The following is a 24,810-nucleotide window of genomic DNA, read 5'->3' on the forward strand; positions in this document are numbered from 1 at the left end:
GCTCCCCGAGCAGGGCTCGAACCTGCGACCTGCGGATTAACAGTCCGTCGCTCTACCGACTGAGCTATCAGGGAATTGCCTTGAGAGGTGCGCATTGTAGGCAGCGCTTTTCCTTTCGTCAAGCCTGAATCGATAAACTTTTCAGGCCTGACGAAGGATCAAGGACTTAGCTGTCCTGGCGCTGGGTTTGCACCTGCACCAGCGCTACCGGGGCCTCTTCCGCCACCTCGCGCACCACTTCACGACGGCGCTTGCCTTTCGGCGCTTCCGGCGCTTCCACTACCGGCGGCAGTTCGGCTGCCGGACGGGTTGTCACCAACACCAGACCACCCAGATCCGGCGCAGCCTGTGCCACTTCCGGCACAGCCGCTGCCGCTACCGGCTCGACCACCACCTCAACCGCTGCCACCTCGGCAGGCACGGCGTCGGCAACCGCCTCAGCTACCGCTGCAACCACCTCGGCGACCGGCTCAACCACCACTTCCGGCTCGGCTAGCGGCGTTTCCACAACCGCCGCCACCGGCTCGGCTACCGGCGCCGGTTCGGCCGCAGTCACAGCCTCGGCCACCACGACTACCGGCTCGGCAGCAGCTTCGACGACGGCTACCGCTACCGGCTCGGCAACCGGCTCTACGACGGGTGCCGGCTCTGCGGCAACATCCGCCACCGCCACCACCTCAGCCACTTGCTCGGTCACGGCAGCAACCACTGCCGGCGCTTCGGCCACCTCGGCAACCACCTGCGGCGCTGCGTCGGCTACTGCCGCCTCAGACACCACGTCAGCCTGCTCGGCAGTCTGCTCGCCTGCCGGCAGTTCGTCACGACGTTCACGACGGGAACGACGGCGACGACGCTCGCGCTGCTCGCCCTGCGCTGCTGCCGCTTCCGCCGACTGCTCGCTGGCCACCACGTTGGCGTCGGCGACGGCATCCACCACCTCGTCCAGCGCTTGCGGCACCACTGCGACCTCCGGCGCTACCGACGCTTGCAGTTGCTCGCGTGCTTCGCGCTGCTCACGGCTCTCGCGCGGCTGACGCTCACGACGGCGCTCGTTGCGCGGCTGCTGATCACGCTCCTTGGCACCTTCTACTGCCTCGGCACGCGGTGCGTTGTCACGCGGCTCGCGCGCCTCACGCGGTTCGCGTTCGCGGCGCGGGGCTCGTTCCTGGCGCTCCTGGCGCGGTGCCTGCTCGCTACGCTCTTCACGCGGCGCTTGCGGCTGCGCATCGGCGGCCGGCTGCGCGCGGCGGCGCTGGTCGTCCTGCTGCTGACGCGGCTGGCGCTCTTCACGCTGCTCGCGGTTGCCACGCTGCTCGTCACGGCCATTGCGGCCATCTTCACGGTCACGACGGCCGTTCGGGCGACGCTCGTTACGCTGGCGCGGGTTACGCGCTTCGCGTTGCGGTTTTTTGGCCTCCGCCACCGGGGCCGGCGCCGGCGCTGCCGGCTCTTCACCCAGCAGACCCTTGAACCAGCCAACGATCTTGGCGATCAGGCCCGGCTCTTCGCGCACAGCGGCCACCGGCGCAGGCGCCGCGGGAGCAGCTGCCGGCACCGGGTCGGCCGCCATCGGGGCCGGCTGGGCCGGGGTAATGCCTTTAACAGCAGCCTCCAGACGCTCCGGCTTGGCCTTTTCCTGGCCAAACGGCAGCACGGCGTCTTCTTCCGGCACTTCGACACGGCGGTAGCTCGGCGACTCGCTGACTTCAGCCAGGTCGTCGTGGCGTACGCGCACGATCTTGTAGTGCGGGGTTTCCAGATGCAGGTTGGGGATCAGCACCACAGCCACGTCGAGACGGGCTTCGATGGCGTAAATCTCGGCGCGTTTTTCGTTCAACAGGAAGGTGGCGACATCCACCGGCACCTGGGCGTGAACGGCACCGGTGTTTTCCTTCATCGCCTCTTCCTGGATGATGCGCAGGATGTGCAGGGCGGAAGATTCGATACCACGGATGAAGCCGATACCGTGGCAACGCGGGCACGGTACGTGGCTGGTCTCGCCCAGGCTAGGCTGCAGGCGCTGACGCGACAGCTCCAGCAGGCCAAAACGCGACAGCTTGCCCATTTGCACGCGGGCACGGTCGTGCTTCAGCACCTCGCGCAGACGGTTTTCCACGTCGCGCTGGTTCTTCTGGCTTTCCATGTCGATGAAGTCGATCACGATCAGGCCGCCCAGGTCGCGCAGACGCAGCTGGCGGGCGATCTCTTCGGCGGCTTCCAGGTTGGTACGGAATGCGGTGTCCTCGATGTCGGCACCCTTGGTGGCGCGCGCCGAGTTCACGTCTACCGACACCAGCGCTTCGGTGTGGTCGATCACGATGGCGCCGCCGGACGGCAGGGTTACCGCACGCGAGAACGCAGTTTCGATCTGGTGTTCGATCTGGAAGCGGGAGAACAGCGGCACCGGGTCTTTGTACAGCTTCACGCGGCCAACGTTGTTGGGCATCACGTGGCTCATGAACTGGCGGGCCTGCTCGTAGATTTCTTCGGTATCGATGAGGATCTCACCGATGTCCGGCTGGTAGTAGTCGCGGATGGCGCGAATGACCAGGCTGCCTTCCTGCAGAATCAGGAACGGCGCGGCCTGGGCACCGGCGGCACCGTCCACGGCGCGCCACAGTTGCAGCAGGTAGTTCAAGTCCCACTGCAGCTCTTCCAGGCTGCGGCCGATACCGGCGGTGCGCGCAATCAGGCTCATGCCGTTCGGCACTTCCAGCTGCGACAGCAGGTCTTTCAGCTCCTGACGCTCTTCACCCTCGATACGGCGCGATACGCCACCGCCACGCGGGTTGTTCGGCATCAGTACCACGTAACGGCCAGCCAGGCTGATGTAGGTGGTCAGCGCCGCGCCCTTGTTGCCGCGCTCGTCTTTTTCCACCTGCACCACCACTTCCATGCCTTCGCGCAATACGTCCTGGATGCGCGGACGGCCACCGTCGTAGTTCTGGAAATAGCTGCGGGACACTTCCTTGAAGGGCAGGAAACCGTGGCGTTCGGTGCCGTAATCGACAAAACAAGCTTCCAGGGACGGCTCGATGCGAGTGATCGTGCCTTTGTAGATATTCCCTTTACGTTGTTCTTTGCCGACGGTTTCGATGTCGAGGTCGATGAGCTTTTGCCCGTCGACAATGGCAACGCGCAGTTCTTCTGCCTGCGTTGCATTGAAAAGCATGCGTTTCATGTAAAAACAATCCCTACGCGTGCACTCACGGAAGGGGTACAGCAAGTATTTGACGGCCCAGTGATTGAGATGGGCGCATACCGAAAGAAGTGTTCAGTAAAGAGCGAAATTACAGCGAGCGTTAAGCCGACTTCCTGTTGCTAATCACGTGGCCTGCGGCAGTGCAGACAGCACACTGTTGGGGTTTCCGTCCGCTGTGCGGCCGGAAAAAATGGGCGTATGGCCACGCCGGGTCAAATTTTGCTGCGAATCCCGGAACGGGCTTGGGCGTTCCGGAATGGAAACTGGCGTGAGTGCGTCATGCATGTAAATGCATTAACATCGCTACTTTTGGGTGAGCGAGATAACCTTGGCTGCGACCGGGAAACCGGCATCAGGTCAGGCGCTTAGCCTGCCGGCCGGTTGATGTTGCGCAGCAGCGCCGCAATCGATAACTCTGCGACCCTAAACCGGTGTGCTTTCTGCCGCTGCAATTTCTGCGCGACAAAGCCCACGAAGTATAAGCAATATGACTGATATTCGCAAAGATTCCGTGACACTTCACAAGGTAGACGAAAACGGCGCCGACCAGCGCCTGGACAACTACCTGGTGCGCCTGCTGAAGGGCGTGCCCAAAAGCCACATTTACCGCATCATCCGCTCCGGCGAAGTGCGGGTGAACAAGGGCCGCGTGGACGCCCAGCACCGCCTGCAGCAGGGCGACGAGCTGCGCATCCCGCCGATCCGCATTGCCGACAAACCGGCCAGCGCCGACAGCCACATCCCGCAGCACGAGTTCCCCATCGTCTACGAAGACGACGCGCTACTGGTGATCAACAAGCCGGCCGGCGTGGCCGTGCACGGCGGCAGCGGCGTGTCGTTCGGCGTGATCGAACAGCTGCGCCGCGCTCGCCCGCAGGCGCGCTACCTGGAGCTGGTTCACCGCCTGGACCGCGAAACCTCCGGCCTGCTGATGATCGCCAAGAAGCGTTCGGCGCTGGTCAAACTGCACGAGATGATCCGCAACGACGTGCCGCAAAAACGCTACTTCGCTCTAGGCTTGGGCCAATGGCCGGCCAATGTGCGTCACGTCAAACTGCCGCTGCACCGCTTCCACACCCCCAACGGCGAACGCATGGTGCGAGTGGACGAAGACCAGGGCATTTACGCGCACACCATCTTTACCGTGCAGCAGCGCTACGCCGACGTCACCCTGGTAGAAGCCCTGCTGCGTACCGGCCGCACCCACCAGATCCGCGTCCACATGCAAGCCAACGGCTGCCCGATTGCCGGCGATGAAAAATACGGGGACTTTGCCGCCAACCGCGAGCTGCAACGCCGCGGCCTGAAGCGCATGTTCCTGCATGCGGCCAACCTCAGCCTGCCGCACCCGCTTACCGGCGAACCGCTGGCCCTGCACGCGCCGCTGCCGAAAGAACTCACCCGATTCCTGGACACCCTGGAGCAAGCCTGAGCACCATGCGACACGCCTACGACCTGATCGTCTTCGACTGGGACGGTACCCTGATGGATTCCACCGCCCACATCGTGCGCAGCATCCAGCGCGCCTGCGCCCAGCTGGACCTGCCCGTGCCCAGCCGCGAGGCTGCCAGCCACGTCATCGGTCTGGGGCTGATCGACGCCATGCGCCACATCCACCCGCAGCTGCCGGCCAGCACCCACCAGGCGATGGCCGACGCCTACCGCCATCAATACGTGCACCAGGAAGAAACCGTCGAGCTGTTCGACGGCGTGCTGGCAGGGTTGGCCGCACTGGAAGACGCCGGCTACCTGCTGGCGGTCGCCACCGGCAAGAGCCGCAGCGGCCTCAACCATGCGCTGACCAGCACCGGCCTGCAAACGCGCTTCGTCACCACCCGCACCGTGGACGAATGCCATAGCAAGCCGCACCCCGACATGCTGCTGCAAATCTGCGAACTGACCGGCATGCAACCCGCCCGCACGCTGATGGTGGGCGATACCAGCCACGACCTGCTGATGGCGCGACACGCCGGCACCCACAGCGCCGGCGTCAGCTACGGCGCCCACCCGCTGGACGTACTGCAGGATTGCGGCCCGCAGGCCATCTTCCACAGCTACCCCGAGTTGCAACAATGGCTGATGCACGGCAACTGATCGCCCGCAGCGACGAACTGGCCGACGGCGGCAAGGGTGTGCGCTTTACCGTGCACTGGCAGGGCGAACAGGCCGCCGCCTTTGCCGTACGCCACCAGGGCGTGGTGCACGCCTACCTGAACCGCTGCCGCCACGTCCCCACCGAGCTGGACTGGCAGGACGGCCGCTTTTTCGATAGCAGCGGCCTGTACCTGATCTGCAGCCTGCACGGCGCGCTGTACCGCCCCGATAGCGGCCTGTGCATCGCAGGCCCCTGCAGCGGCCGCAGCCTGCAAGGGCTGGCGGTAGAAGAATGCGACGGGCATGTATACTATCTGCCCGACCCCCATACAGAAGCGTAAGCGAGGACATCGCGTGGAACACGAGCACAACTGGGAACGCAAACTGATTGAAAAGCTGGCCAGCGCCAGCCTGAACGAACAACGCAGCGCCCGCCGCTGGAAGATCTTCTTCCGCCTGGCCTGGCTGGGTGCTTTCGTGGCCTTTGTCGGCCTGATGTTTGCCGACTTTGAAAGCCGCAGCAAAACCGCCGCCGTCGGCAAGCCACACACCGCCGTGGTATCGCTGGACGGTGCCATCGACAGCGAAAGCGACGCCACCGGCAAGATGCTGGACGGCCTGCAGGCGGCGTTTGAAGACAGCAACACCCGCGGCATCGTTATCCGCGCCAACAGCCCGGGCGGCAGCCCGGTGTTGTCCGGCATGGCCAATGACGAAATCCGCCGCCTGAAAAAGCTGCACCCCAAGGTACCGGTGTACATGGTGGTGGAAGAAGTGTGCGCCTCCGGCTGCTACTACATTGCTGCCGCTGCCGACCGCATCTATGTTGATAAAGCCAGCATCGTCGGCTCCATCGGCGTCATTTCCGATGGCTTCGGCTTCGACAAGGCGATGGAAAAGCTCGGCATCGAACGCCGCCTGGCTACCGCCGGCAGCAACAAGGGCATGGGCGACCCGTTCTCGCCGAAAAACCCGCAGCAGGAAGCCATCCGCCAGGGGCTGCTGGATGAAATCCACGCCCAGTTCATTGCCGTGGTGAAAGAAGGCCGCGGCAAACGCCTGGCCGACGACCCGGACCTGTTCAGCGGCCGCGTGTGGCTGGGCAGCAGCAGCATCAAGCTGGGGCTGGCCGACGGCCTGGGCTCGGTGGGCTCGGTGGCCCGCGACGTGATCAAGGCCGACGAAGTGGTGGACTTCACGCCCGATGACGACCTGGCCAGCCGTGTAGCACGCCGCATCGGCGTATCGTTCAGCGGCGGTGTACGTGCCATGCTGGGCGACACCCGCTGGCACTGATTTCAACCCCAAGGTTGGCCGCAAGCGGCCAACCTTGCGCTATCTGCAGGAACAGGCACCATGGCACGACGCCGCAAAGAGGAAGAGGAACACGAGAACCACGAACGCTGGCTGGTTTCCTACGCCGACTTCATCACCCTGCTGTTTGCTTTCTTCGTGGTGATGTACGCCATCTCGCAGGTCAACGAAGGCAAGTACCGCGTGCTGTCCAGCGCCATGACCGACGCCTTCCGCAGCGGTAACCTGGCCATCCAGGTCACGCCCCCCAGCGGCGGCGCCAACACCATGATCGAGATTCCCAATACCCGCCCGATTGCCACCGCCATCAAGAGCGAGGCGCGCATGAAAGAACGGCGCAAGCTGGAAACGCTATCCAGCGGCCTGGCTAAGAGCCTGGCACCGCTGATCCAGGGCGGCCAGCTGTCGATGCGCCAGGACGACGAAGGCGTGCATATCGAGATCAAGGACACCGCGCTGTTCCCGGCCGGCCAGGCCGCTCCCAACGGCACCTCGCCGGCCCTGCTGGCCGAAGTGGCACGCCAGCTGGCCACGGTAGACAACCAAGTACGGGTGGAAGGCTTTACCGACAACACCCCCATCCGCAATGCGTTCTTCCCGTCCAACTGGGAGCTGTCCGCGGCGCGCGCCGGCAGCATCGTGCGCCTGTTCATGGAAAACGGCATTGCCCCCGACCGCCTGGTAGCCGTGGGGCGCGGCGAAACCAAACCCACCGCCGACAACGACACCCCGGAAGGCCGCGCCCAGAACCGCCGCGTGGCCATTACCATCATTTCCAATACCGCCAACGGCCAGGACGCCGCACCGGCTGGCGTGGCGGTGAAGATTCCGCAGTAAGCATCCCACCATAGCCAAAGCAAAGAGGAGCACACCATGTCAACGCACATCAGCCAACCGGCCCTGGAACAACTGTTCATCAACGCCCGTACCCACAACGCCTGGCAAAAGCGCGAGGTCAGCGACAGCACGCTGCGCGAACTGTACGACCTGATGAAGATGGCCCCGACCAGTGCCAACTGCAGCCCGGCGCGTCTGGTGTTCGTGCGTTCGGACGAGGCCAAGGCCAAGCTGAAGCCCTGCCTGATGGAAGGCAATGTGGAAAAAACCATGAGCGCGCCGGTGTGCGTGATCGTGGGCATGGACATGCAGTTCTACGACCAGCTGCCCAAGCTGTTCCCGCACGCTGACGCCCGCAGCTGGTTTGCCGGCAACGACGCCGCCATCCAGGCCACCGCGTTCCGCAACAGCAGCCTGCAAGGCGCCTACCTGATCATGGCCGCCCGTGCGCTGGGGCTGGACTGTGGCCCGATGTCCGGCTTTGACGCTGCCGCCGTGGAAGCCGCATTCTTCCCGGAAGGCAATGTGAAAGCCAACTTCCTGATCAACCTGGGCTACGGCGACGCCACCAAGGTCTACCCGCGCTCGCCGCGCCTGGCGTTTGACGAAGCCTGCCGCATCGACTGATGCCGGCCCCGGGGCGTGGCCGCATGGCCGCCCCCTAAACCCGCCCTGCCCGGTTATAATGCCGGGCATTTTGTCGCCCACGGAGACCGTATGCTTTACCCCCTGCTACGCCCCTTGCTGTTCCGCACCGATGCCGAGTCTGCACACGAAACCACGCTGAAAATGCTGGATACCGCCCACCAGCTGCAGCTGACCGGCCTCATTGCCCGCAAGGTTGGCCGCAACCCGGTTAAAGCCATGGGCCTGACCTTCCCCAACCCGATCGGCCTGGCCGCCGGCCTGGACAAGAACGGCGACCACATCGATGCACTGGCGGCGCTGGGCTTCGGTTTCATCGAAATCGGCACCATCACCCCGCGCCCGCAAGACGGCAACCCCAAGCCGCGCCTGTTCCGCGTGCCCGAACACCAGGGCATCATCAACCGCATGGGCTTCAACAACAAGGGCGTGGACGTGCTGCTGGAGAACGTGCGCCAGAGCCGCTTCAAGGGCATTCTGGGCATCAACATCGGCAAGAACGCCGCCACCCCGATCGAAAACGCCAAAGACGACTACCTCACCTGCCTGGACCGCGTATACGAGTGCGCCAGCTACGTGACGGTGAACATTTCGTCGCCCAACACCAAGAACCTGCGCCAGCTGCAGCAAGCGGATGAACTGTCCGAGCTGCTGGGCGCGCTGAAAAACCGCCAGTCGCGCCTGGCCGACCAGTACGGCCGCTACGTGCCGCTGGCGGTGAAGATCGCCCCCGACCTGGACGCCGAGCAAACCGACGACATCGCCCGCCTACTGACCCAGCACCGACTGGACGCGGTGATCGCCACCAACACCACGCTGTCGCGCAGCGAAATCGCCGGCCACGCGTTGGCCGGCGAAGCGGGCGGCCTATCCGGCGCGCCGGTGCGCGAACGCTCCACCGCGCTAATCCGCAACCTGGCGCGCGCGCTGGACGGCGCCCTGCCCATCATCGGCGTGGGCGGCATCCTGTGCGGCGACGACGCCCGCGAGAAGATCGACGCCGGCGCCACGCTGGTGCAGCTGTACTCCGGCCTGATCTACCGCGGCCCGGGCCTGATCAGCGAGTGCGCCGACGCGCTGCAGCGCAAGTAAGCAGCGCCACTGCACAGCACAAGGCCCGGCAATGCCGGGCCTTGTTGTTACTGCGGCCAACCCAGACGGGCGTCAGGGCGTCACATCGTCGCGAAACGGCACCCAGCGGCCGTTATCCAGCATCTGCAACGGGCGGTAGTGCTGTTTGTACACCATCTTGGGCGACGCCTTGATCCAGTAGCCCAGGTACACATGCGGCAACGCCAGCTGCTGCGCCAGTGCCACCTGCCACAGCACGTTGTACACGCCGTACGAGGCGCCAGGCACCTCGGGGTCGAAAAAGGTGTACACCGCCGACAGGCCGTCATCCAGCCGGTCGATCAGGCTGACCATGCGCAGCACGCCCTGCTCGCGAAACTCCACCAGAAAGCTGTCCACCCGGCTCTTCAGGATGAACTCGGCGTACTGCACCGGATCGTCGTCCGACATGCCGCCCCCATCATGGCGCGCACGCTGGTAGCGATAGTACAGCTCGTAGTGCTCCTGCACGAAAGCCAGCGGCAGCATGCGAACTTCCAGCCCGTCATGCTGGCGCTGGGCGCGGCGCTGGCTGCGGTTGGGCAGGAACTGCGCCACCGGAATGCGCACCGGGATGCAGGCACGACAGTCATCGCAGTACGGCCGGTAGGTAAAGTGGCCGCTACGCCGGAAACCCAAGCCCACCAGGCGCGAGTACACGCTGCCGTCGATAGCGTCGGCAGGAATGGCTACCTGCGACCGCGCCTGATGGCCGTCGAGGTAACTGCAGGGGTAAGGTGCCGTAGCGTAGAAATGGATTACGGCGATGGCGTCATCGCGATGGCTCATTGCGGAAGCTTTCCTGCCACATACCGGCGGGCTGTGGCTGACCGAGGGACGTTTCCAGTCTAGCAATAAATTCGTCGCGTGAAATCAGCTGTGCACCCAGGCTTTCCAGGTGCGGGGTGAACATCTGGCAATCCACCATGCCGAAACCGTGGCGCTGCAGGTGCTGCGCCATGGTGACAAAGGTGATCTTGGACGCGTCGGTCGCGCGGTGGAACATCGACTCGCCATAAAACATGCGGCCAACGGCCACGCCGTACAGGCCGCCGGCCAGGCGGCCGTCCTGCCAGAATTCATAAGAATGGGCGTGCCCCAGCCGGTGCAGTTCGGCGTAGGCGGCCACCATCTCGTCGGTAATCCAGGTGCCGTTCTGGCCGTCACGCGGCGCTGCGCAGGCACGCATTACCTGCTCGAATGCGGTATCGATGGTAATGCGGTAACGGCGATTGCGCATGGCCTTGGCCAAGGAGCGGGTTACCCGCACCTGCGATGGCTGCAGCACCATACGCTGCGAAGGCGACCACCACAAAATGGGGTCGCCAGGGGAAAACCAGGGAAACACCGCGCTGCGGTAAGCCGCCAGCAAACGGCCGGGCGACAGGTCGCCACCGGCCGCCAGCAAACCGTCCGGCTCGCGCAGGGCCTGCGTTACCGGCGGGAAGGCATGGGCAGCGCCCAGAACAGCGATCATCGCTTGAAGGTTTTGGGCTCGCAGTTCACGCAGTCGCTGCATTCGCCGTACAGGTACAGCGAGTGGTCCTTGATGCGGAAGCCGTGCTGTTCGGCAATACGGTCTTGCAGGGCTTCGATTTCCGGGTCGTAAAACTCGGTTACCTTGCCGCAGCGGTAGCACACCATGTGATCGTGGTGGCCACCCTGGTTCAGCTCGTATACCGCTTTGCCCGATTCGAAATGGTGGCGGATCAGGATGCCGGCCTGCTCGAACTGGGTCAGCACGCGGTAAATGGTGGCCAGGCCGATATCGGCATCTTCGGCGATCAGCTTCTTGTAAACGTCTTCCGCCGACATATGGCGTTCTTCGCTGGTCTCGAACAGGTCGAGAATGCGCAGGCGGGGACCGGTGGCTTTCAGGCCGATGCCCTTCAGGTGGCTGGCTTTGTTCATGTGGGGTTCTTATATCGTGGTTGGCGGTCTTCCAGTATGATAAAACCTTTTCACCGATTCCCCAACTGTGACCCTAGGCACCCATGGTTAAGATGCTCAAGTCCCTCCCCCTGCTCGCTGTGCTGTTCCTTACCGCCTGCAGCTCGTTCAACCCCACCACGTGGCTGACGGCGCACCGCATGGACATCCAGCAGGGCAACTACGTGACCGAGGACGCGGTAGCCCGCGTCAAGCCTGGCATGACCCGTCCACAGGTAAAATTCCTGCTGGGCACCCCGCTGCTGGCCGATATCTTCCACGGTGACCGCTGGGATTACACCTACCGCATCGAAAAGCCGGGCAAACCGACAGAAGAAAAGCAGTTGACCGTCTACTTCAGCAAGGACGTGGTGACCCGTGTCGAGGGGCAGGCCTTCCCTGCCCTGCGCCCCACCCTGGATAATACCAACCCCAATGCCGGACAAAGATAAAGCATGAGCACCCAGAATATCGTCATCGTTGGCGCTGCTGGCCGCATGGGCCGCACGCTGATCGAATCCGTTCTTGCCACCCCGGGCGCGCGCCTGCACGCCGCCATCGACCGCGCCGAATCGCCATTCATCGGCCAGGACGCCGGCCTGTTCATGGGCCGTGACACCGGCGTGAAGATCAGCAGCGACTTCAGCGCCGCGCTGGACGGCGCCCACGTGGTGATCGACTTCACCCGCCCGGAAGCCACCCTGCAATACCTGGCCGCCTGCGTGCAACACAAGGTGCAGATGATCATCGGCACCACCGGTTTCGACGACGCCGGCAAAGCCGCCATCCAGGCCGCCGGCGAGCACATCGGCATCGTGTTTGCGGCCAACTTCAGCGTGGGCGTCAACCTCACCTTCAAGCTGCTGGACATGGCCGCCCGCGTGCTGAACGAAGGCTACGACATCGAAATCACGGAAGCGCATCACCGCTTCAAGGTAGACGCCCCGTCCGGCACCGCGCTGCGCATGGGCGAAGTGGTAGCCAACGCGCTGGGCCGCGATCTGAAAGACTGCGCCGTATACGGCCGTGAAGGCGTCACCGGCGAACGCGACCCTGGCACCATCGGCTTCGCCACCGTGCGCGCCGGCGACGTGGTGGGCGACCACACCGTGCTGTTTGCCGCCCTGGGCGAACGCGTGGAAATCACCCACAAAGCCAGCAGCCGCGCCACCTTCGCCAACGGCGCCGTACGCGCCGCCGGCTGGTTGGCCACGAAGCCGCACGGCCTGTTCGACATGCAAGACGTGCTGGGCCTGCGCTAAGCCCCCCTGCACCACGCAGAAGCCAGCCCGCGGGCTGGCTTTTTTCATGGCTGGCGGTTTGTGTCTGATGCATGAGCGATTGGACTTCGCAGCACCCACTCAATCGTCAGCACTCAATCTAAGCTATTGATCCGGCTATTAAAGCGACATACCGGCAAAAAGTGCATTTACTATTACACAATTAGGCCAAACCTAAGGATGGTCTGAATAAGTGGCCGATTCCAATATTGGCACACCATAACACATTGATTATATTGTGCCAATATTTTTACGCAGGGACTTGTTCAGACCTTCCCTAAGAGTCTGTGGAAACTAATGAACTATATATCATAGCAGCCATAGCATAGTTGATTTCATGTTTACCATGCGGTGTAGATTTTACAAACAGCCTAATTTCTTCAGGCGAGAAAGAAAAATTCCTTGGCAATTTTAGCTTTCGTTTCACTGCACCATCTGCAGAATTACACTGCCCACAAATTACAACCGCAGGAAACCGAGAAATACCTTGCTCAGAACATCCAACAGAATGATCATGATGCCGATGCAGAGCAGCGACCCAACCCATAAAAGCATTTGGTGAATTAGGAAATCTTTTCGTCCACCGCATAATCTGATACTTAGTGCGCCCACACCCGGGACACAACCAATCATCCCCAGCCGCGCACCAAAGATGTCTATAGTGGAGCCCATCGTGAAGCTGATAGTCTTCTTCCGTTGGAACACGTACACTCATAATATCTAGCACTTATTTAACAGAATTAACGAAGGGTCTTATTGCATGCTAACTGTCACACGCAGTTACCTTACCTGATCCGACCATTGCCTTTCGCAACACAATACCATGTTAAGAAGTCACATCAGGCCTCATCAGCGTTATCAATTCAATACCATCCCTTTCTGAGGAGTACTGCACGTGAAGAACGTGAGTGGGAAAATTGAAACAATCCCACCCACCATACTCACCCAGGATTGGATCATAAAATTTTTCTCTACTGCCTGACGGTTCACCAAATCTATTCCTCACCTCAAGGCGTCCAAATGAGAATGGCAAATCATCGAAGCCACTATCAAACGGCGGACTCGCCTTGGAAGACAAGAATATTGCCAAAACAACATCATCACCATCCGAAGCAAATGACAGGCCCCGCCTCGAGAAAATATAGTCATTCCGATACGAATAACTACCATGCCTCGCAACCTTCCTAAATTTCCAGTCTTTACAAAAATCATCAGCAAGAATGGCAGATGATTTGCAACCCAGATACTTCGATACAGAAAAAATAGAATACTTCATAAATCTACCAACACAAAATGACTATCCCGAACAAAGCCATCTCTAGCTTTCGCCGAACCTAAATAAGTATGCAGCAGGTAGCCCGGATAAGGCACAGCCACATCCGGGGGTTATCTCTAGGATCAACTTAACCTGGTCGAGACACCCCGCTCGCCCACGAATACGCCGCTGGCTTATTCTGGCCACACTCTTACTTCAAATGCAAAAATTACCCTATCAAACATCAGGTATTATCTTGGATCGTACTCTGGGCTCCATCCAGATTCTATGCGTTCAATGAGGAATGTATCATTCCATACACCAAGAATGGATAACCGCCTCTGCTCTGCAGTCAAGCTCCCCATCATCCACTCATTCTCTCCATCCCACAGCCACCAATTGGCTACCTTACCAGTAGATGGATCAACAACCCCCGAGCGAAATACTGGAAACCGCTTTGCCTCCAGTGGAATTGCAACATTAGCAACCACCGAAACAATTCCTTGCTTCACCGCCGCACTCAATGGAAAAAAGCACATAAACCTAGGCTCATCCATAACAAGAAACTCGAAATCAATCGGCCTAGAATCGGAAATAACTGAAAACACCCGCAACAATGCTCCATACTGCTTGTGCTTGTGCGTATACTGCGCATAAGCCAAACCATTTCTTGTTTTTATCTCTACCACATCACCAATTTTCAAACCAGCCATATCAAAACCCTGAATATTTAGCGTTTTTCTATATTCCCACAACCGTATCAGCACCTAACCCGGATAAGGGCATAGCCGCATCCGGGGTTAGCTCCGGCACCAACCTGACCAGGCCATTACATCCCAGCACGCTGTTAAAATCTTGGTAGACGCAGCCTGCGGCCTTACCACCCTACCCCCACATCATACCGCCACGCCATGACAAAAGGGCAAGCCCGCAGGCTTGCCCTTTTGGTTACCGCTGCAACGCTACCGTGCAGCCATTTGGCGGCCAACGCTGTCGCGACGGCACGCTGCTAGGCACGGCCTGCGGCCTTTGCCAACCCTACCAAGCCAACATTGGCCGCAATGGTGACTAACCGTGCCACGGCGCGTAGGGTGGGCAAAGCGCAGCGTGCCCACCATACCCCGCCACCACAGACAACGGTGGGCACGGCCGTTGGCCTTTGCCCACCCTACCAGGCCAACGTTGGCCGCCAGCCCTTACAGCGTGCCCACCAGCAGCAGTGCGCCCGAGGCGGCGATGGCGGCACCCAGCGCACGCAGCAACATGGCGCTGCGCAGCGTACCCTGACCGACTGCCACGCCGGCAATGTGCAGCAGGGCGCTGGCCAGCATGAAGCCGGCGGCGTAGGCGGCACCGCTGGCGTCGGCCGGCATTTCCAGGCCGTGGGCTACGCCGTGGTATAGCGCAAAGCCAGCGATGGCAGCCATGGCCAACAGGCGTGGCGGGCGCGCCAGTGCGGCCACCAGCAGGCCGCTAAGCAATACCGACAGTGCGATGCCGCTTTCCAGCCACGGCAGTGCCACACCGGCTACGCCCAGCGCCGCGCCAGCGGCCAGCATCAGCACGAATAGTGCCGGGCCTTGCCAGCGCGCGTGGCCGCCCAGCTGCGCCGACCACAGGCCGACGGCGAACATGGCCAACAGGTGGTCCAGGCCAGAAAACGGGTGGCCAAAGCCGTGGGCAAAACCGTCGGCACCGTGGCCGGTGTGGGCCTGGGCGAGGCCCGCCGCAGTAGCCAGCAGGATAAATAGCAGGGGTTTACGCATGGTGAGCTCCTTCGGCATTCAGGGTGAGCATGCCTTTTTCTTCGATGAAACGGATGATGTCGGCCAGGCCGTGGCCGCTTTTGAGGTTGGAGAAAATGAACGGCCGCTCACCGCGCATCTTGCTGGCGTCGCGGTCCATCACCTCCAGCGAGGCGCCCACCAGCGGCGCCAGGTCGATCTTGTTGATCACCAGCAGGTCGCTCTTGCAGATGCCGGGGCCGCCTTTGCGCGGGATCTTGTCGCCGGCGGACACATCGATCACGTACAGCGTCAGGTCGGACAGCTCGGGGCTGAAGGTGGCCGCCAGGTTGTCGCCGCCGCTTTCGATGAAGATGACGTCGAGGCCGGGGTGGCGGGCGTTCAGCCGCGCCACGGCTTCCAGGTTGATGGAGGCGTCTTCGCGGATGGCGGTGTGCGGGCAGCCGCCGGTTTCCACGCCGATGATGCGGTCTGGCGCCAGCGCCTCGTTGCGCACCAGAAACTGCGCGTCTTCCTGGGTGTAGATGTCGTTGGTAACAGCGGCCACGTTGTATTTGTCGCGCAGCGCCGTGCACAGCGCCCAGGTAAGGTGGGTCTTGCCGGAGCCCACCGGGCCGCCGATGCCGACGCGTAATGCTGCCTGTTTCATGCTGTGTCCTCTTTTGATCAAGACCGGAACAACCGGCTGTATTGGGTTTCGTGTTTCTGCGCCACCCAGGCGTACAGGGGGGCGAAATTGCTGATGTCGTCTTCCGGCAGCTGCCAGGCGCGGGCGGCGGCGGTGGCGAGCTCCGGTAGCAGGCTGGAGATCAGGCGCTGGCCGGCGCTCTGCCCCATCGGCATGGCCTTCATCAGTACCATCACCTGATTTTCCAGCCAGCCCCACAGCCAGGCTTCCAGCGCCTGCTCGCCCGGCAATTGCAGGCAGCGGGCAGCCAAGGCCCACGCCACCGGCAGGCTCAGCGCCTCGCCAGCCGGCCACAAAGCAGCATCGCCGCCTTCGGGCAGGTCCAGCAGCAGCTGGCGTAGCGAGTAGCCCATCTGCGTGCTTTCCAGCACCTGCTCGCGGCTGTCGCGGCTGGCCAGCAGCTGCTCGTTAAGGCGCTGCAACGCGGCCACGTCGCCATCGGCTGCCGCGCGGCAGCAGGCGGCCAGCACGGCGCCGTCAAATTGCGCCATCGGGCCGGCCAGCAGGTCGGCCAGCCAGCGCTGGGCGCTGGCTTCGTCGTGTACCAGGCCCAGGTCGAGCGCGGTTTCCATGCCTTGCGAGTAGCTGTAGCCGCCAATCGGCAAGCCGGGGCTGGCCAGGCGCAGCAGTTGCAGGCGGGTGGCGGTGGCGCTCATGGCTGGCCCTCGAACTGGTGGATTTTCGGCGCGTAGTGGAACGCCGCCTCCTGTCCGTGCGAATGATGATGGCCGCCACCGTAGGCGCCGTGCTCCGGCGAGAAGCCGGCGACCAACCTTTCCACCTGCAGGCCCATCTGCTGCAGCATGTCGGCCAGCACGTCGTCCTGCAGCAGGCGCAGCCAGCCGGCGCCGACTTCCACTTTCACGTGGCGGTTGCCCAGGTGGTAGGCCGCGCGCGCCAGCGTTACCGCGTCGTGGCAGGCCACGTGCAGCAGCGGCTCGGCGGCGGCTACCACGCGCACGCAGCGGCCGTCGTCGGCCTGCAGCAGGTCGCCATCGCGCAGCGGCGGGCTGCCCGGCGGCAGCATCACGCCCACTTCTTCGCCGGCGGCGCTACGGGTGAGCAGCCGCGTCTTGCAGCGGCGGTCAAAATCCAGCACCAGCTGGTCGGCCGGCTGGCCGCCGCTGGCGTGTTGTCGCAATACCAGCATGCTGGGCTCCTAGAACAGAAAGTAACGCTGCGCCATCGGCAGCACACTGGCCGGCTCGCACCACAGCAGTTCGCCGTCGGCGCGCACCTGGTAGTTTTGCGGGTCCACCTCGATCACCGGCAGGTAGTCGTTGTGGATGAGGTCGGTTTTCTGCACGCTGCGGCAGCCTTGCACCGCCACCAGCCGCTTCTTCAGCCCCAGCGCCTCGCCCACGCCGGCGGCCAGCGCCGCCTGCGACACAAAAGTGACGCTGCCGGCGGCAATGGCGCCGCCGTAGGCGCCGAACATCGGCCGGTAATGCACCGGCTGCGGCGTGGGGATGCTGGCGTTGGCGTCGCCCATCGCGGCGGCGGCGATGATGCCGCCCTTCAGGATCAGGCTGGGCTTCACGCCAAAGAACGCCGGCCGCCAGATCACCAGGTCGGCCAGCTTGCCTACCTCCACGCTGCCCACCTCGTGGGCAACGCCGTGGGTAATGGCCGGGTTGATGGTGTACTTGGCCAGGTAGCGCTTGATGCGGGCGTTGTCGTTGCCGGGGCCGTCGCCCGGCAGCGGGCCGCGCTGCTGCTTCATCTTGTCGGCGGTTTGCCAGCAGCGCAGGATGGTTTCGCCGACGCGGCCCATGGCCTGGCTGTCGGACGACATCATGGCGAAAGCGCCCAGGTCGTGCAGGATGTCTTCGGCGGCGATGGTTTCGCGGCGGATGCGGCTTTCGGCAAAGGCCACGTCTTCGGCGATGGCCGGGTCCAGGTGATGGCACACCATCAGCATATCCAGGTGCTCGTCGATGGTGTTGACGGTAAACGGCCGCGTCGGGTTGGTGGAGCTGGGCAGGACGTTACGTTGGCCGCAGGCCTTGATGATGTCCGGCGCGTGGCCGCCGCCGGCGCCTTCGGTATGGTAGGTGTGGATGGTGCGGCCCTTGAACGCGGCCAGCGTGGCCTCGATGAAGCCGCCTTCGTTCAGCGTGTCGGTGTGGATAGCTACCTGCACGTCCATCTCGTCGGCCACGCTCAGGCAGTTGTCGATGGCGGCCGGCGTGGTACCCCAGTCTTCGTGCAGTTTCAGGCCGATGGCGCCAGCGCGTACTTGCTCGCGCAGCGGCTCCGGCAGGCTGGCGTTGCCCTTGCCGGTAAAGCCCAGGTTCATCGGAAACGCCTCGGCGGCTTTCAGCATCTGCGCCATATGCCACGGCCCCGGCGTGCAGGTGGTGGCATTGGTGCCGGTGGCCGGGCCGGTGCCGCCGCCTATCATGGTGGTGACGCCGGACATCAGCGCTTCGTCGATCTGCTGCGGGCAGATGAAGTGGATGTGGGTGTCGATGCCGCCGGCGGTGACGATCATGCCCTCGGCGGCGATGATCTCGGTGGAGGCGCCGATCACGATGTCCACGCCAGGCTGGATGTCCGGGTTGCCGGCCTTGCCGATGGCGGCGATGCGGCCGTTTTTCAGCGCGATATCGGCCTTCACGATGCCCCAGTGGTCCAGGATCAGCGCGTTGGTCAGCACCGTGTCGGCCACCTCGGCCGCCAGCGCCTGGCTCTGGCCCATGCCGTCGCGGATGACCTTGCCACCGCCGAATTTCACCTCTTCGCCGTACACGGTGTAATCGTGCTCCACCTCGGCCAGCAAGCCGGTATCGGCCAGCCGCACGCGGTCGCCGGTGGTGGGGCCGAACATCTCGGCGTATGCCTGTCTGCTGATTTTCATAATGCCCCCATCACCTTGCCCTGAAAGCCGTACACGCGGCGCAGGCCGTCCAGCGCCACCAGTTCCACGGTGCGCGTCTGGCCCGGCTCGAAACGCACGGCGGTGCCGGCCGCGATGTTCAAGCGGAAGCCGCGCGCCGCGTCGCGGTCGAACAGCAGCGCGTTGTTGACCTCGGCAAAGTGGTAGTGCGAGCCCACCTGTACCGGGCGGTCGCCGCTATTGGAAACCGGCAGCGTCAGCGTGGCGCGGCCAGCGTTGAGTTCGATCTCGCCGTCGGCGGCGAGGATTTCTCCGGGGATCATGGCCGGCTCCTAGACGATGGGTTGGTGGACCGTCACCAGCTTGGTGCCATCGGGAAAGGTGGCTTCTACCTGGATATCCGGAATCATCTCCGCCACGCCGTCCATCACGTCGTGGCGGGTCAGCAGCGTGGTGCCGTAGTGCATCAGCGCGGCCACGCTCTGGCCGTCGCGCGCCCCTTCCATGATGGCGGCGCTGATGAAGGCCACGGCTTCCGGGTAGTTCAGCTTCAGGCCACGCGCGCGGCGGCGTTCGGCCAGCAAGGCGGCGGTAAAGATCAGCAGCTTGTCCTTCTCGCGGGGGGTCAGTTCCATAACAGTCCTTGGGTAGCGGCTAGGTCGCCCAGATGCGCGGTGCGTGCGCCGGGCGGCCGTGGGTAAAGGGGTGGATCAGGTGGCGGGCGGCGCGCAGCCAGGCCAGCGCCGCCTCGGCACCGTCGCCGACAAAGCGCGCCAGCCAGATATCGTCCAGCTGGCTGGCGGCGGCCTGGCCGGCCAGCGGCAGCGCCAGTACCGCGTCGTGCAGCGCGGGTGGCAGCACCGGCCCGGCCCACAGCAGCGTGGCTACCACGCTGTGGCCGCCCAGGCCCACCGGCGACTGCAGCAGGGGGCTGTCGGCCGGCAGCACGGTGCGCTCGCTGTAGATCAAGCGGCCGTCGCGGTAGATGTCGGCCTGCTGGCGCCAGCAGCCACGGCGGTACAAAAGGTTGGCCGCAGGGCGTCCCAGGCACACCACGTCGCCCCACAGCAGGCGGGCGTCGCCGGCCAGATCGACGCGGCTGGCAAAACGCACGTCGGCGCCATCGAACAGGATGGTTTCCTGCGGCAGCCACGCCAGCATGCTGCCGGCGGCCTGGCGGATGCTGATGTGCTGCCGCGCCGGGCGGCCAAAGCCGTCGTACCACTTGGCGGCGCCGGGGCTGGTGAGCAGTACCTCGCAACCGGCCTGCAGCTCGATGTCCAGCGTCAGGCTGTCGCCGCCGGCCACGCCACCTGGCGGGTGCACGATGATGTGCTCGCAGCTGCCGTCGGCACCGATAAAGTGCTTCTGCACCCGTAGCGGGCCACTGTGACGGCGCAGCACCGGAATGGTGCGGGCGCCGTCGCGGGCGTAGGCCAGCTGCAGGCTGGCAGGCCAGCCTTGCAGCAGGGACGGGGGGAGCAGAGCGGCAACAGCGTCGGGTTTCATCGGGCAGGCAGGGGGAAAGTCGGTTCGATAGCGGTATTGCAAGCCCCGTGCCAGTGCATGACACGGGGCAGGCCCGGCATTAGATGGCCAGCAGCTCGCGCACGCCGTCCTGCGGCATGGCCTTGCCCTGCCCGGCCTTGATCACCTCGCCGCGCGACATCACCACGTAGCGGTCGGCCAACGCCTCGGCAAAGTCGTAGTACTGCTCTACCAGCAAGATGGCCATGTCGCCACGTGCGGCCAACCTTTTGATCACGGCGCCGATGTCCTTGATGATGGACGGCTGGATGCCCTCGGTGGGCTCGTCCAGGATCAGCAGGCTGGGCTGGCTGACCAGCGCGCGGCCGATGGCCAGCTGTTGCTGCTGGCCGCCGGACAGGTCGCCGCCGCGGCGGTGTTTCATGTCGTGCAGCACCGGAAACATCTCGTACACGCTGGCGGGAATCTCGCGCCCCTGGCGGCCGCCAAAGCGCGCCAGCCCCATCTTCAGGTTTTCTTCCACCGTCAGCCGGGCAAAGATTTCGCGCCCCTGCGGCACGTAGGCCATGCCGCGCGCCACGCGCTGGTGCGGCGCCAGGCGCTGGATGTCCTCGCCCTGCCACGCTACCGCGCCGCTCTTGGCGGCGATCTGCCCCATCAGGCAGCGCAGCAGCGTGCTCTTGCCCACGCCGTTGCGGCCCAGGATGCAGGTGACCTCGCCCACCGGCGCCTCGAACGCCACGTCGCGCAGGATGTGGCTGCCGCCGTAAAACTGGTTGAGTTTGTCTACTTTCAGCATGATTCAGCGCCCCAGATACACTTCGATTACCCGCTCGTCGGCCTGCACCTGCGCCAGGCTGCCCTCGGCCAGCACGCTGCCCTCGGCCAACACTGTCACCTTCTGCGCAATGCTGCCGACAAAGTCCATGTCGTGCTCCACCACCATCAGCGAGTGCTTGCCTTTCAGCGTCAGCAGCAGCTCGGCGGTTTTTTCGGTTTCGGCGTCGGTCATGCCGGCTACCGGCTCGTCCAGCAGCAGCAGTTGCGGCTCCTGCGCCAGCAGCATGCCGATTTCCAGCCACTGCTTCTGGCCGTGCGACAGCAGGCCGGCCTGGCGCTGGTGCTGCTCGGTGAGGCGGATGGTGGCCAGCAGCTCGCCGATGCGGTCGCGCTGTGTACCGGTGAGCCGTGAGCGCAGGCTGGCCCACACCGACTTGTTGCCGGCCAGCGCCAGCGCCAGGTTGTCGTGCACGCTCATCGCCTCGAACACGGTGGGCTTCTGGAACTTGCGGCCGATGCCCAGCTGGGCGATTTCCGGCTCGGTATGGCGCGTAAGGTCGATGGTCTGGCCAAAGAACACGCTGCCGCTATCGGGGCGGGTCTTACCGGTGATGACGTCCATCATGGTGGTCTTGCCGGCGCCGTTGGGGCCGATGATGCAGCGCAGCTCGCCGACACCGATGTCGAGGCAAAGCTTGTTCAGCGCACGGAAGCCGTCAAAGCTGACGGTGACGTCGTCCAGGTACAGGATGGCACCGTGGCGGGTATCCAGCTTGCCGTCCACCGGGTGGGCCAGGCCACGGGCCTCACCTTCCCAGTTTTCACGCTGGCTTTGGGTAGTGGATGCGGCCGACATTAGCGGTCCCCTTTCTTGCGCAGCAGGCCCAGCACGCCGTTGGGCAGCAGCAGCGTGGCGGCGATAAACAGGAAGCCCAGGAAAAACAGCCAGTACTCGGGAAACGCTACCGTGAACCAGCTCTTGGCACCGTTGACGATGGCGGCGCCCAGCACCGGCCCGACCAGCGTGCCGCGACCGCCCAGCGCCACCCAGATGGCGATTTCGATGGAGTTGCCCGGCGACATTTCGCTAGGGTTGATGATGCCCACCTGCGGCACGTACAAGGCACCGGCCAGCGCACACAGCACCGCCGACAGCACCCAGATGGCCAGCTTGTAGTACAGCGGGTTGTAGCCGCAGAACATCAGCCGGCTTTCGGCGTCGCGGATGGCGGTGAGGATGCGGCCGAACTTGCTGTGCACCAACCAGAACGCGCCCCACAGCGCCAGCGCCAGCAACAGCACGGTGGCGGCAAACAGCACGGCGCGGGTAGCCGGCTCGGCAATGCCGAAACCGAGGATGCGCTTGAAGTCGGTAAAGCCGTTGTTGCCGCCAAAGCCGGTTTCGTTGCGGAAGAACAGCAACATGGCGGCAAAGGTCAGCGCCTGGGTCATGATGGAGAAGTACACGCCCTTGATGCGCGAGCGGAACGCCAGCCAGCCGAACACCAGCGCCAGCAGGCCCGGCACCAGCACGATCACCAGCAGCGCCCAGGCAAAGTGCTCGCTGCCTTGCCAGAACCACGGCAGTTCTTTCCAGTCCAGAAACACCATGAAATCGGGCAGGTCGCTCTGGTAATTGCCGTCACGGCCGATCTGGCGCATCAGGTACATGCCCATGCCGTAACCGCCCAGCGCAAAGAACAGGCCGTGGCCCAGGCTGAGCAGGCCGGTATAGCCCCACACCAGGTCCATCGCCAGCGCCACGATGGCGTAGCACAGGATCTTGCCGGTAAGGGTGAGCGTGTACGCCGACACGTGCAGCGCGTGGCCTTCCGGCAGTGCCCAGTGCCCCAGCGGTAACAGCAGCAGCAAGCCCAGCAGCAGGCCCAGGCCCAGCGTGGTGGCACGCGGCCCGGCGGCGGCGGCCAACTTGAGAGAGTAAGGTTGTGACATGGCAGGCCTCAGTCGAGCACGCGGCCCTTCAGGGCAAACAAGCCCTGCGGACGCTTCTGGATGAACAGGATGATGAATACCAGGATCAGGATCTTGGCCAGCACGGCACCCAGTGACGGCTCGATCACCTTGGCCAGCATGCCCAGGCCCAGTGCACCGGCCACGGTACCGGCCAGCTGCCCTACCCCGCCCAGCACCACCACCATGAAGCTGTCGATGATGTAACCCTGGCCCAGGTCCGGCCCCACGTTGCCGATCTGGCTCAGCGCCACGCCGCCCAGCCCGGCAATGCCGGAACCCAGGCCAAAGGCCAGCATGTCCACGCGGCCGGTGGGCACGCCCACGCTGTCAGCCATGCGGCGGTTCTGGGTAACAGCGCGCACGAACAGGCCCAGCCGGGTGCGATTGAGCAGTAGCCAGGTCAACACCAGTACGGCGGCAACAAAGGCAATGATGGCCAGCCGGTTGTACGGCAGCGTCAGCGTGGTGGACAGCGCAATGCCGCCGGACAGCCACGCCGGGTTGGCCACCTCCACGTTTTGCGCGCCAAACGCCACGCGTACCGCCTGCATCAGCATCAGGCTGATACCCCAGGTGGCGAGCAGCGTTTCCAGCGGACGGCCGTACAGGTGGCGGATCACCAGCCGCTCCAGCAGCATGCCTACCGCAGCGGTGACGACGAAGGCCGCCGGCAATGCCGCCAGCAGGTAGTAATCGAACGCCGCCGGCCACTGGCTACGGAACAGGTTTTGCATCAGCCAGGTGGTATAGGCGCCCAGCATCAGCATCTCGCCGTGCGCCATATTGATGACGCCCAGCAGGCCGTAGGTTATGGCCAGCCCCAGCGCGGCCAACAGCAGGATGGAGCCCAGGCTGATACCGCTGAACAGGTGGCCGATGAGGTTGTAGCCAAACTGCGTGGCCTTGATGCTGGCGATGGCTTCGCCGGCAGCGCGGCGCACGTCGGCGTTTTCTTGCGGGTTGTCCGCCAGCGGCTGCAGCAGGGTCAGCAGGCCGGGGTCGCTGGCTTCACCCAGTACCGCAATGGCGGCCAACTTGTCGGCGGTGGACGGGCCGCCCAGTTGCAGCGTGGCAGCGGCCAAACGCAGCGCGTCACGCACGCTGTCGTCGGTTTCGATCTGCAGCCGCTTTTGCAGCAGCGGCAACAGCGCAGGGTTGGCCGCGTCCTGGATGGCCTTGACGGCATTCAGCCGCCCGCCGCTGTCTACAGCGTTCAGGCCGCTGGCGGCGTGGAAGGTTTGCAGCGCGCTGCGCACGCTGTTATTCAGCGGCACGCTATCGGTGCCGTCGGGCACGCTGTCTACCGGCTGGCCACTGTCGGCGTCCAGCCATAGCTCGCCTTGCTGGATAAAGAAGCGGGTAGCGTCCGGGTCGGCCAGCAGGCGGCCTTCCTCCAGCGCAGCCACCGCGGCACTACGTGCAGCATTGGGTGCGGCAGCCCAGCCGGCAATCAGCTCCGCGCGGGTGGCCGGGTCGGCCGCGGCCAACTCGGCAGCGGGGCTGGCCGCAAAGGCCGGCGCCCACAGCAGGCTGCAGGCCAGGACGGCCATCAGGTGCTTGAGCTTGGTCATAGTGTGGGTCCTTGCAAAAAAACGGGCTGCACTGGGCAGCCCGGGAAGTACCGCTGGCT

Annotated in this window: 27 protein-coding genes and 1 tRNA gene; 9 read left to right on the top strand and 19 right to left on the bottom strand. The window is 63.9% G+C overall.

Going from position 1 to position 24,810, the window contains the following annotated elements; translation table 11 throughout:
* Position 1: 1 nt before the first annotated feature.
* Both FLQ03_RS16705 and rne read right to left on the bottom strand, forming a co-directional pair.
* Positions 2-74: transfer RNA gene (locus FLQ03_RS16705), tRNA-Asn, on the bottom strand.
* A gap of 92 nt (positions 75-166) precedes the next feature.
* Positions 167-3,181, bottom strand: coding sequence for a ribonuclease E (rne, locus tag FLQ03_RS16710; RefSeq protein ID WP_144371987.1), 3,015 nt, complete (start codon positions 3,179-3,181; stop codon positions 167-169).
* Between the two features lie 508 nt (positions 3,182-3,689).
* Between rne and FLQ03_RS16715 the strand changes: the two genes are divergently transcribed.
* From FLQ03_RS16715 to FLQ03_RS16745, 7 genes are all read left to right on the top strand, one after another.
* Positions 3,690-4,634, top strand: coding sequence for an RluA family pseudouridine synthase (locus FLQ03_RS16715; RefSeq protein ID WP_144371988.1), 945 nt, complete (start codon positions 3,690-3,692; stop codon positions 4,632-4,634).
* A gap of 5 nt (positions 4,635-4,639) precedes the next feature.
* Positions 4,640-5,296 carry an HAD-IA family hydrolase gene (locus tag FLQ03_RS16720; protein WP_144371989.1) on the top strand — a complete coding sequence of 219 codons (657 nt, stop codon included), beginning with the start codon at positions 4,640-4,642 and terminating at the stop codon, positions 5,294-5,296.
* Positions 5,275-5,637 carry a Rieske (2Fe-2S) protein gene (locus FLQ03_RS16725; RefSeq protein WP_144371990.1) on the top strand — a complete coding sequence of 121 codons (363 nt, stop codon included), beginning with the start codon at positions 5,275-5,277 and terminating at the stop codon, positions 5,635-5,637. The genes FLQ03_RS16720 and FLQ03_RS16725 overlap by 22 nt, the downstream gene beginning before the upstream one ends.
* Positions 5,638-5,650: 13 nt before the next feature.
* Entirely contained in the window at positions 5,651-6,592 is a 942-nt protein-coding gene (locus FLQ03_RS16730) for a S49 family peptidase (protein ID WP_240802305.1), read from the top strand.
* 60 nt (positions 6,593-6,652) lie between these two features.
* Entirely contained in the window at positions 6,653-7,447 is a 795-nt protein-coding gene (gene motD, locus FLQ03_RS16735; RefSeq protein WP_144371992.1) for a flagellar motor protein MotD, read from the top strand.
* 36 nt (positions 7,448-7,483) lie between these two features.
* Complete coding sequence (locus FLQ03_RS16740; RefSeq protein ID WP_144371993.1) at positions 7,484-8,074, top strand: malonic semialdehyde reductase; 591 nt, start codon at positions 7,484-7,486, stop codon at positions 8,072-8,074.
* 90 nt (positions 8,075-8,164) lie between these two features.
* Positions 8,165-9,184, top strand: a complete 1,020-nt coding sequence (locus tag FLQ03_RS16745) for a quinone-dependent dihydroorotate dehydrogenase (protein WP_144371994.1) — start codon at positions 8,165-8,167, stop codon at positions 9,182-9,184.
* Between the two features lie 72 nt (positions 9,185-9,256).
* On the opposite strand, the gene FLQ03_RS16750 is transcribed toward FLQ03_RS16745, so the two are convergent.
* From FLQ03_RS16750 to fur, 3 genes are read right to left on the bottom strand one after another with little or no spacing between them, the layout of a single operon-like run.
* Entirely contained in the window at positions 9,257-9,991 is a 735-nt protein-coding gene (locus FLQ03_RS16750) for an arginyltransferase (RefSeq protein ID WP_144371995.1), read from the bottom strand.
* Positions 9,975-10,679 carry a leucyl/phenylalanyl-tRNA--protein transferase gene (aat, locus tag FLQ03_RS16755; RefSeq protein WP_144371996.1) on the bottom strand — a complete coding sequence of 235 codons (705 nt, stop codon included), beginning with the start codon at positions 10,677-10,679 and terminating at the stop codon, positions 9,975-9,977. Before aat ends, FLQ03_RS16750 begins: the two co-directional genes overlap by 17 nt.
* Positions 10,676-11,113, bottom strand: a complete 438-nt coding sequence (gene fur, locus FLQ03_RS16760; protein WP_144371997.1) for a ferric iron uptake transcriptional regulator — start codon at positions 11,111-11,113, stop codon at positions 10,676-10,678. The genes aat and fur overlap by 4 nt, the downstream gene beginning before the upstream one ends.
* Positions 11,114-11,205: 92 nt before the next feature.
* Between fur and FLQ03_RS16765 the strand changes: the two genes are divergently transcribed.
* Entirely contained in the window at positions 11,206-11,583 is a 378-nt protein-coding gene (locus FLQ03_RS16765) for an outer membrane protein assembly factor BamE (protein ID WP_144371998.1), read from the top strand.
* Between the two features lie 3 nt (positions 11,584-11,586).
* Positions 11,587-12,393, top strand: coding sequence for a 4-hydroxy-tetrahydrodipicolinate reductase (dapB, locus tag FLQ03_RS16770; RefSeq protein ID WP_144371999.1), 807 nt, complete (start codon positions 11,587-11,589; stop codon positions 12,391-12,393).
* Positions 12,394-13,237: 844 nt separating this feature from the next.
* Here the strand turns inward: dapB and FLQ03_RS16780 are convergent.
* The 14 genes from FLQ03_RS16780 to urtB all read right to left on the bottom strand — a co-directional run bounded on the left by FLQ03_RS16780 (position 13,238) and on the right by urtB (position 24,751).
* Positions 13,238-13,687, bottom strand: a complete 450-nt coding sequence (locus FLQ03_RS16780) for a hypothetical protein (protein WP_144372000.1) — start codon at positions 13,685-13,687, stop codon at positions 13,238-13,240.
* A 230-nt stretch (positions 13,688-13,917) separates the two neighbouring features.
* Complete coding sequence (locus tag FLQ03_RS16785) at positions 13,918-14,379, bottom strand: hypothetical protein (RefSeq protein ID WP_144372001.1); 462 nt, start codon at positions 14,377-14,379, stop codon at positions 13,918-13,920.
* A 483-nt stretch (positions 14,380-14,862) separates the two neighbouring features.
* Positions 14,863-15,432, bottom strand: coding sequence for a HupE/UreJ family protein (locus FLQ03_RS16790; RefSeq protein ID WP_144372002.1), 570 nt, complete (start codon positions 15,430-15,432; stop codon positions 14,863-14,865).
* On the bottom strand, positions 15,425-16,060 hold the full coding sequence (gene ureG, locus FLQ03_RS16795; RefSeq protein WP_017508886.1) for an urease accessory protein UreG: 636 nt from the start codon (positions 16,058-16,060) through the stop codon (positions 15,425-15,427). Before ureG ends, FLQ03_RS16790 begins: the two co-directional genes overlap by 8 nt.
* 17 nt (positions 16,061-16,077) lie before the next feature.
* Positions 16,078-16,755 carry an urease accessory protein UreF gene (locus FLQ03_RS16800; protein WP_144372003.1) on the bottom strand — a complete coding sequence of 226 codons (678 nt, stop codon included), beginning with the start codon at positions 16,753-16,755 and terminating at the stop codon, positions 16,078-16,080.
* Positions 16,752-17,249, bottom strand: a complete 498-nt coding sequence (gene ureE / locus FLQ03_RS16805) for an urease accessory protein UreE (RefSeq protein WP_144372004.1) — start codon at positions 17,247-17,249, stop codon at positions 16,752-16,754. Before ureE ends, FLQ03_RS16800 begins: the two co-directional genes overlap by 4 nt.
* Positions 17,250-17,258: 9 nt before the next feature.
* The gene (gene ureC / locus FLQ03_RS16810) at positions 17,259-18,959 is read right to left on the bottom strand and encodes an urease subunit alpha (protein ID WP_144372005.1); all 1,701 of its coding nucleotides are present in this window, start codon (positions 18,957-18,959) and stop codon (positions 17,259-17,261) included.
* Positions 18,956-19,261 (bottom strand): urease subunit beta, encoded by a 306-nt coding sequence (locus FLQ03_RS16815; RefSeq protein WP_144372006.1) that lies wholly within the window; start codon positions 19,259-19,261, stop codon positions 18,956-18,958. Before FLQ03_RS16815 ends, ureC begins: the two co-directional genes overlap by 4 nt.
* A gap of 9 nt (positions 19,262-19,270) precedes the next feature.
* On the bottom strand, positions 19,271-19,573 hold the full coding sequence (locus FLQ03_RS16820) for an urease subunit gamma (protein ID WP_144372007.1): 303 nt from the start codon (positions 19,571-19,573) through the stop codon (positions 19,271-19,273).
* A 19-nt stretch (positions 19,574-19,592) separates the two neighbouring features.
* The gene (locus tag FLQ03_RS16825; RefSeq protein ID WP_144372008.1) at positions 19,593-20,447 is read right to left on the bottom strand and encodes an urease accessory protein UreD; all 855 of its coding nucleotides are present in this window, start codon (positions 20,445-20,447) and stop codon (positions 19,593-19,595) included.
* Positions 20,448-20,526: 79 nt separating this feature from the next.
* Positions 20,527-21,225 carry an urea ABC transporter ATP-binding subunit UrtE gene (gene urtE / locus FLQ03_RS16830; protein WP_144372009.1) on the bottom strand — a complete coding sequence of 233 codons (699 nt, stop codon included), beginning with the start codon at positions 21,223-21,225 and terminating at the stop codon, positions 20,527-20,529.
* A gap of 3 nt (positions 21,226-21,228) precedes the next feature.
* A complete protein-coding gene (gene urtD, locus FLQ03_RS16835) occupies positions 21,229-22,062 on the bottom strand; it encodes an urea ABC transporter ATP-binding protein UrtD (protein WP_144372010.1) in 834 nt (277 codons plus the stop codon).
* Positions 22,062-23,159: an urea ABC transporter permease subunit UrtC gene (gene urtC / locus FLQ03_RS16840; RefSeq protein WP_144372011.1), complete on the bottom strand. Its 1,098-nt coding sequence runs from the start codon at positions 23,157-23,159 to the stop codon at positions 22,062-22,064. Before urtC ends, urtD begins: the two co-directional genes overlap by 1 nt.
* 8 nt (positions 23,160-23,167) lie before the next feature.
* Positions 23,168-24,751 carry an urea ABC transporter permease subunit UrtB gene (gene urtB / locus FLQ03_RS16845; protein ID WP_206211022.1) on the bottom strand — a complete coding sequence of 528 codons (1,584 nt, stop codon included), beginning with the start codon at positions 24,749-24,751 and terminating at the stop codon, positions 23,168-23,170.
* Between the last annotated feature and the right edge of the window lie 59 nt (positions 24,752-24,810).

It is taken from the genome of Vogesella urethralis, from assembly GCF_007644045.2.
Lineage (GTDB): Bacteria > Pseudomonadota > Gammaproteobacteria > Burkholderiales > Chromobacteriaceae > Vogesella > Vogesella urethralis.

Excerpts from the sequence above, each read along its gene's own strand:
- urtC (WP_144372011.1), bottom strand. The coding sequence starts at position 23,159 with ATGTCACAACCTTACTCTCTCAAGTTGGCCGCCGCCGCCGGGCCGCGT.
- urtE (WP_144372009.1), bottom strand. The coding sequence starts at position 21,225 with ATGCTGAAAGTAGACAAACTCAACCAGTTTTACGGCGGCAGCCACATC.
- FLQ03_RS16785 (WP_144372001.1), bottom strand. The coding sequence starts at position 14,379 with ATGGCTGGTTTGAAAATTGGTGATGTGGTAGAGATAAAAACAAGAAAT.
- dapB (WP_144371999.1), top strand. The coding sequence starts at position 11,587 with ATGAGCACCCAGAATATCGTCATCGTTGGCGCTGCTGGCCGCATGGGC.
- FLQ03_RS16815 (WP_144372006.1), bottom strand. The coding sequence starts at position 19,261 with ATGATCCCCGGAGAAATCCTCGCCGCCGACGGCGAGATCGAACTCAAC.
- aat (WP_144371996.1), bottom strand. The coding sequence starts at position 10,679 with ATGATCGCTGTTCTGGGCGCTGCCCATGCCTTCCCGCCGGTAACGCAG.
- FLQ03_RS16725 (WP_144371990.1), top strand. The coding sequence starts at position 5,275 with ATGGCTGATGCACGGCAACTGATCGCCCGCAGCGACGAACTGGCCGAC.
- FLQ03_RS16790 (WP_144372002.1), bottom strand. The coding sequence starts at position 15,432 with ATGCGTAAACCCCTGCTATTTATCCTGCTGGCTACTGCGGCGGGCCTC.
- ureE (WP_144372004.1), bottom strand. The coding sequence starts at position 17,249 with ATGCTGGTATTGCGACAACACGCCAGCGGCGGCCAGCCGGCCGACCAG.
- urtD (WP_144372010.1), bottom strand. The coding sequence starts at position 22,062 with ATGTCGGCCGCATCCACTACCCAAAGCCAGCGTGAAAACTGGGAAGGT.
- FLQ03_RS16750 (WP_144371995.1), bottom strand. The coding sequence starts at position 9,991 with ATGAGCCATCGCGATGACGCCATCGCCGTAATCCATTTCTACGCTACG.
- motD (WP_144371992.1), top strand. The coding sequence starts at position 6,653 with ATGGCACGACGCCGCAAAGAGGAAGAGGAACACGAGAACCACGAACGC.
- urtB (WP_206211022.1), bottom strand. The coding sequence starts at position 24,751 with ATGACCAAGCTCAAGCACCTGATGGCCGTCCTGGCCTGCAGCCTGCTG.
- FLQ03_RS16715 (WP_144371988.1), top strand. The coding sequence starts at position 3,690 with ATGACTGATATTCGCAAAGATTCCGTGACACTTCACAAGGTAGACGAA.
- ureC (WP_144372005.1), bottom strand. The coding sequence starts at position 18,959 with ATGAAAATCAGCAGACAGGCATACGCCGAGATGTTCGGCCCCACCACC.
- FLQ03_RS16820 (WP_144372007.1), bottom strand. The coding sequence starts at position 19,573 with ATGGAACTGACCCCCCGCGAGAAGGACAAGCTGCTGATCTTTACCGCC.
- FLQ03_RS16825 (WP_144372008.1), bottom strand. The coding sequence starts at position 20,447 with ATGAAACCCGACGCTGTTGCCGCTCTGCTCCCCCCGTCCCTGCTGCAA.
- ureG (WP_017508886.1), bottom strand. The coding sequence starts at position 16,060 with ATGAAACAGGCAGCATTACGCGTCGGCATCGGCGGCCCGGTGGGCTCC.
- FLQ03_RS16780 (WP_144372000.1), bottom strand. The coding sequence starts at position 13,687 with ATGAAGTATTCTATTTTTTCTGTATCGAAGTATCTGGGTTGCAAATCA.
- FLQ03_RS16745 (WP_144371994.1), top strand. The coding sequence starts at position 8,165 with ATGCTTTACCCCCTGCTACGCCCCTTGCTGTTCCGCACCGATGCCGAG.
- fur (WP_144371997.1), bottom strand. The coding sequence starts at position 11,113 with ATGAACAAAGCCAGCCACCTGAAGGGCATCGGCCTGAAAGCCACCGGT.
- FLQ03_RS16765 (WP_144371998.1), top strand. The coding sequence starts at position 11,206 with ATGCTCAAGTCCCTCCCCCTGCTCGCTGTGCTGTTCCTTACCGCCTGC.
- FLQ03_RS16720 (WP_144371989.1), top strand. The coding sequence starts at position 4,640 with ATGCGACACGCCTACGACCTGATCGTCTTCGACTGGGACGGTACCCTG.
- rne (WP_144371987.1), bottom strand. The coding sequence starts at position 3,181 with ATGAAACGCATGCTTTTCAATGCAACGCAGGCAGAAGAACTGCGCGTT.
- FLQ03_RS16800 (WP_144372003.1), bottom strand. The coding sequence starts at position 16,755 with ATGAGCGCCACCGCCACCCGCCTGCAACTGCTGCGCCTGGCCAGCCCC.
- FLQ03_RS16740 (WP_144371993.1), top strand. The coding sequence starts at position 7,484 with ATGTCAACGCACATCAGCCAACCGGCCCTGGAACAACTGTTCATCAAC.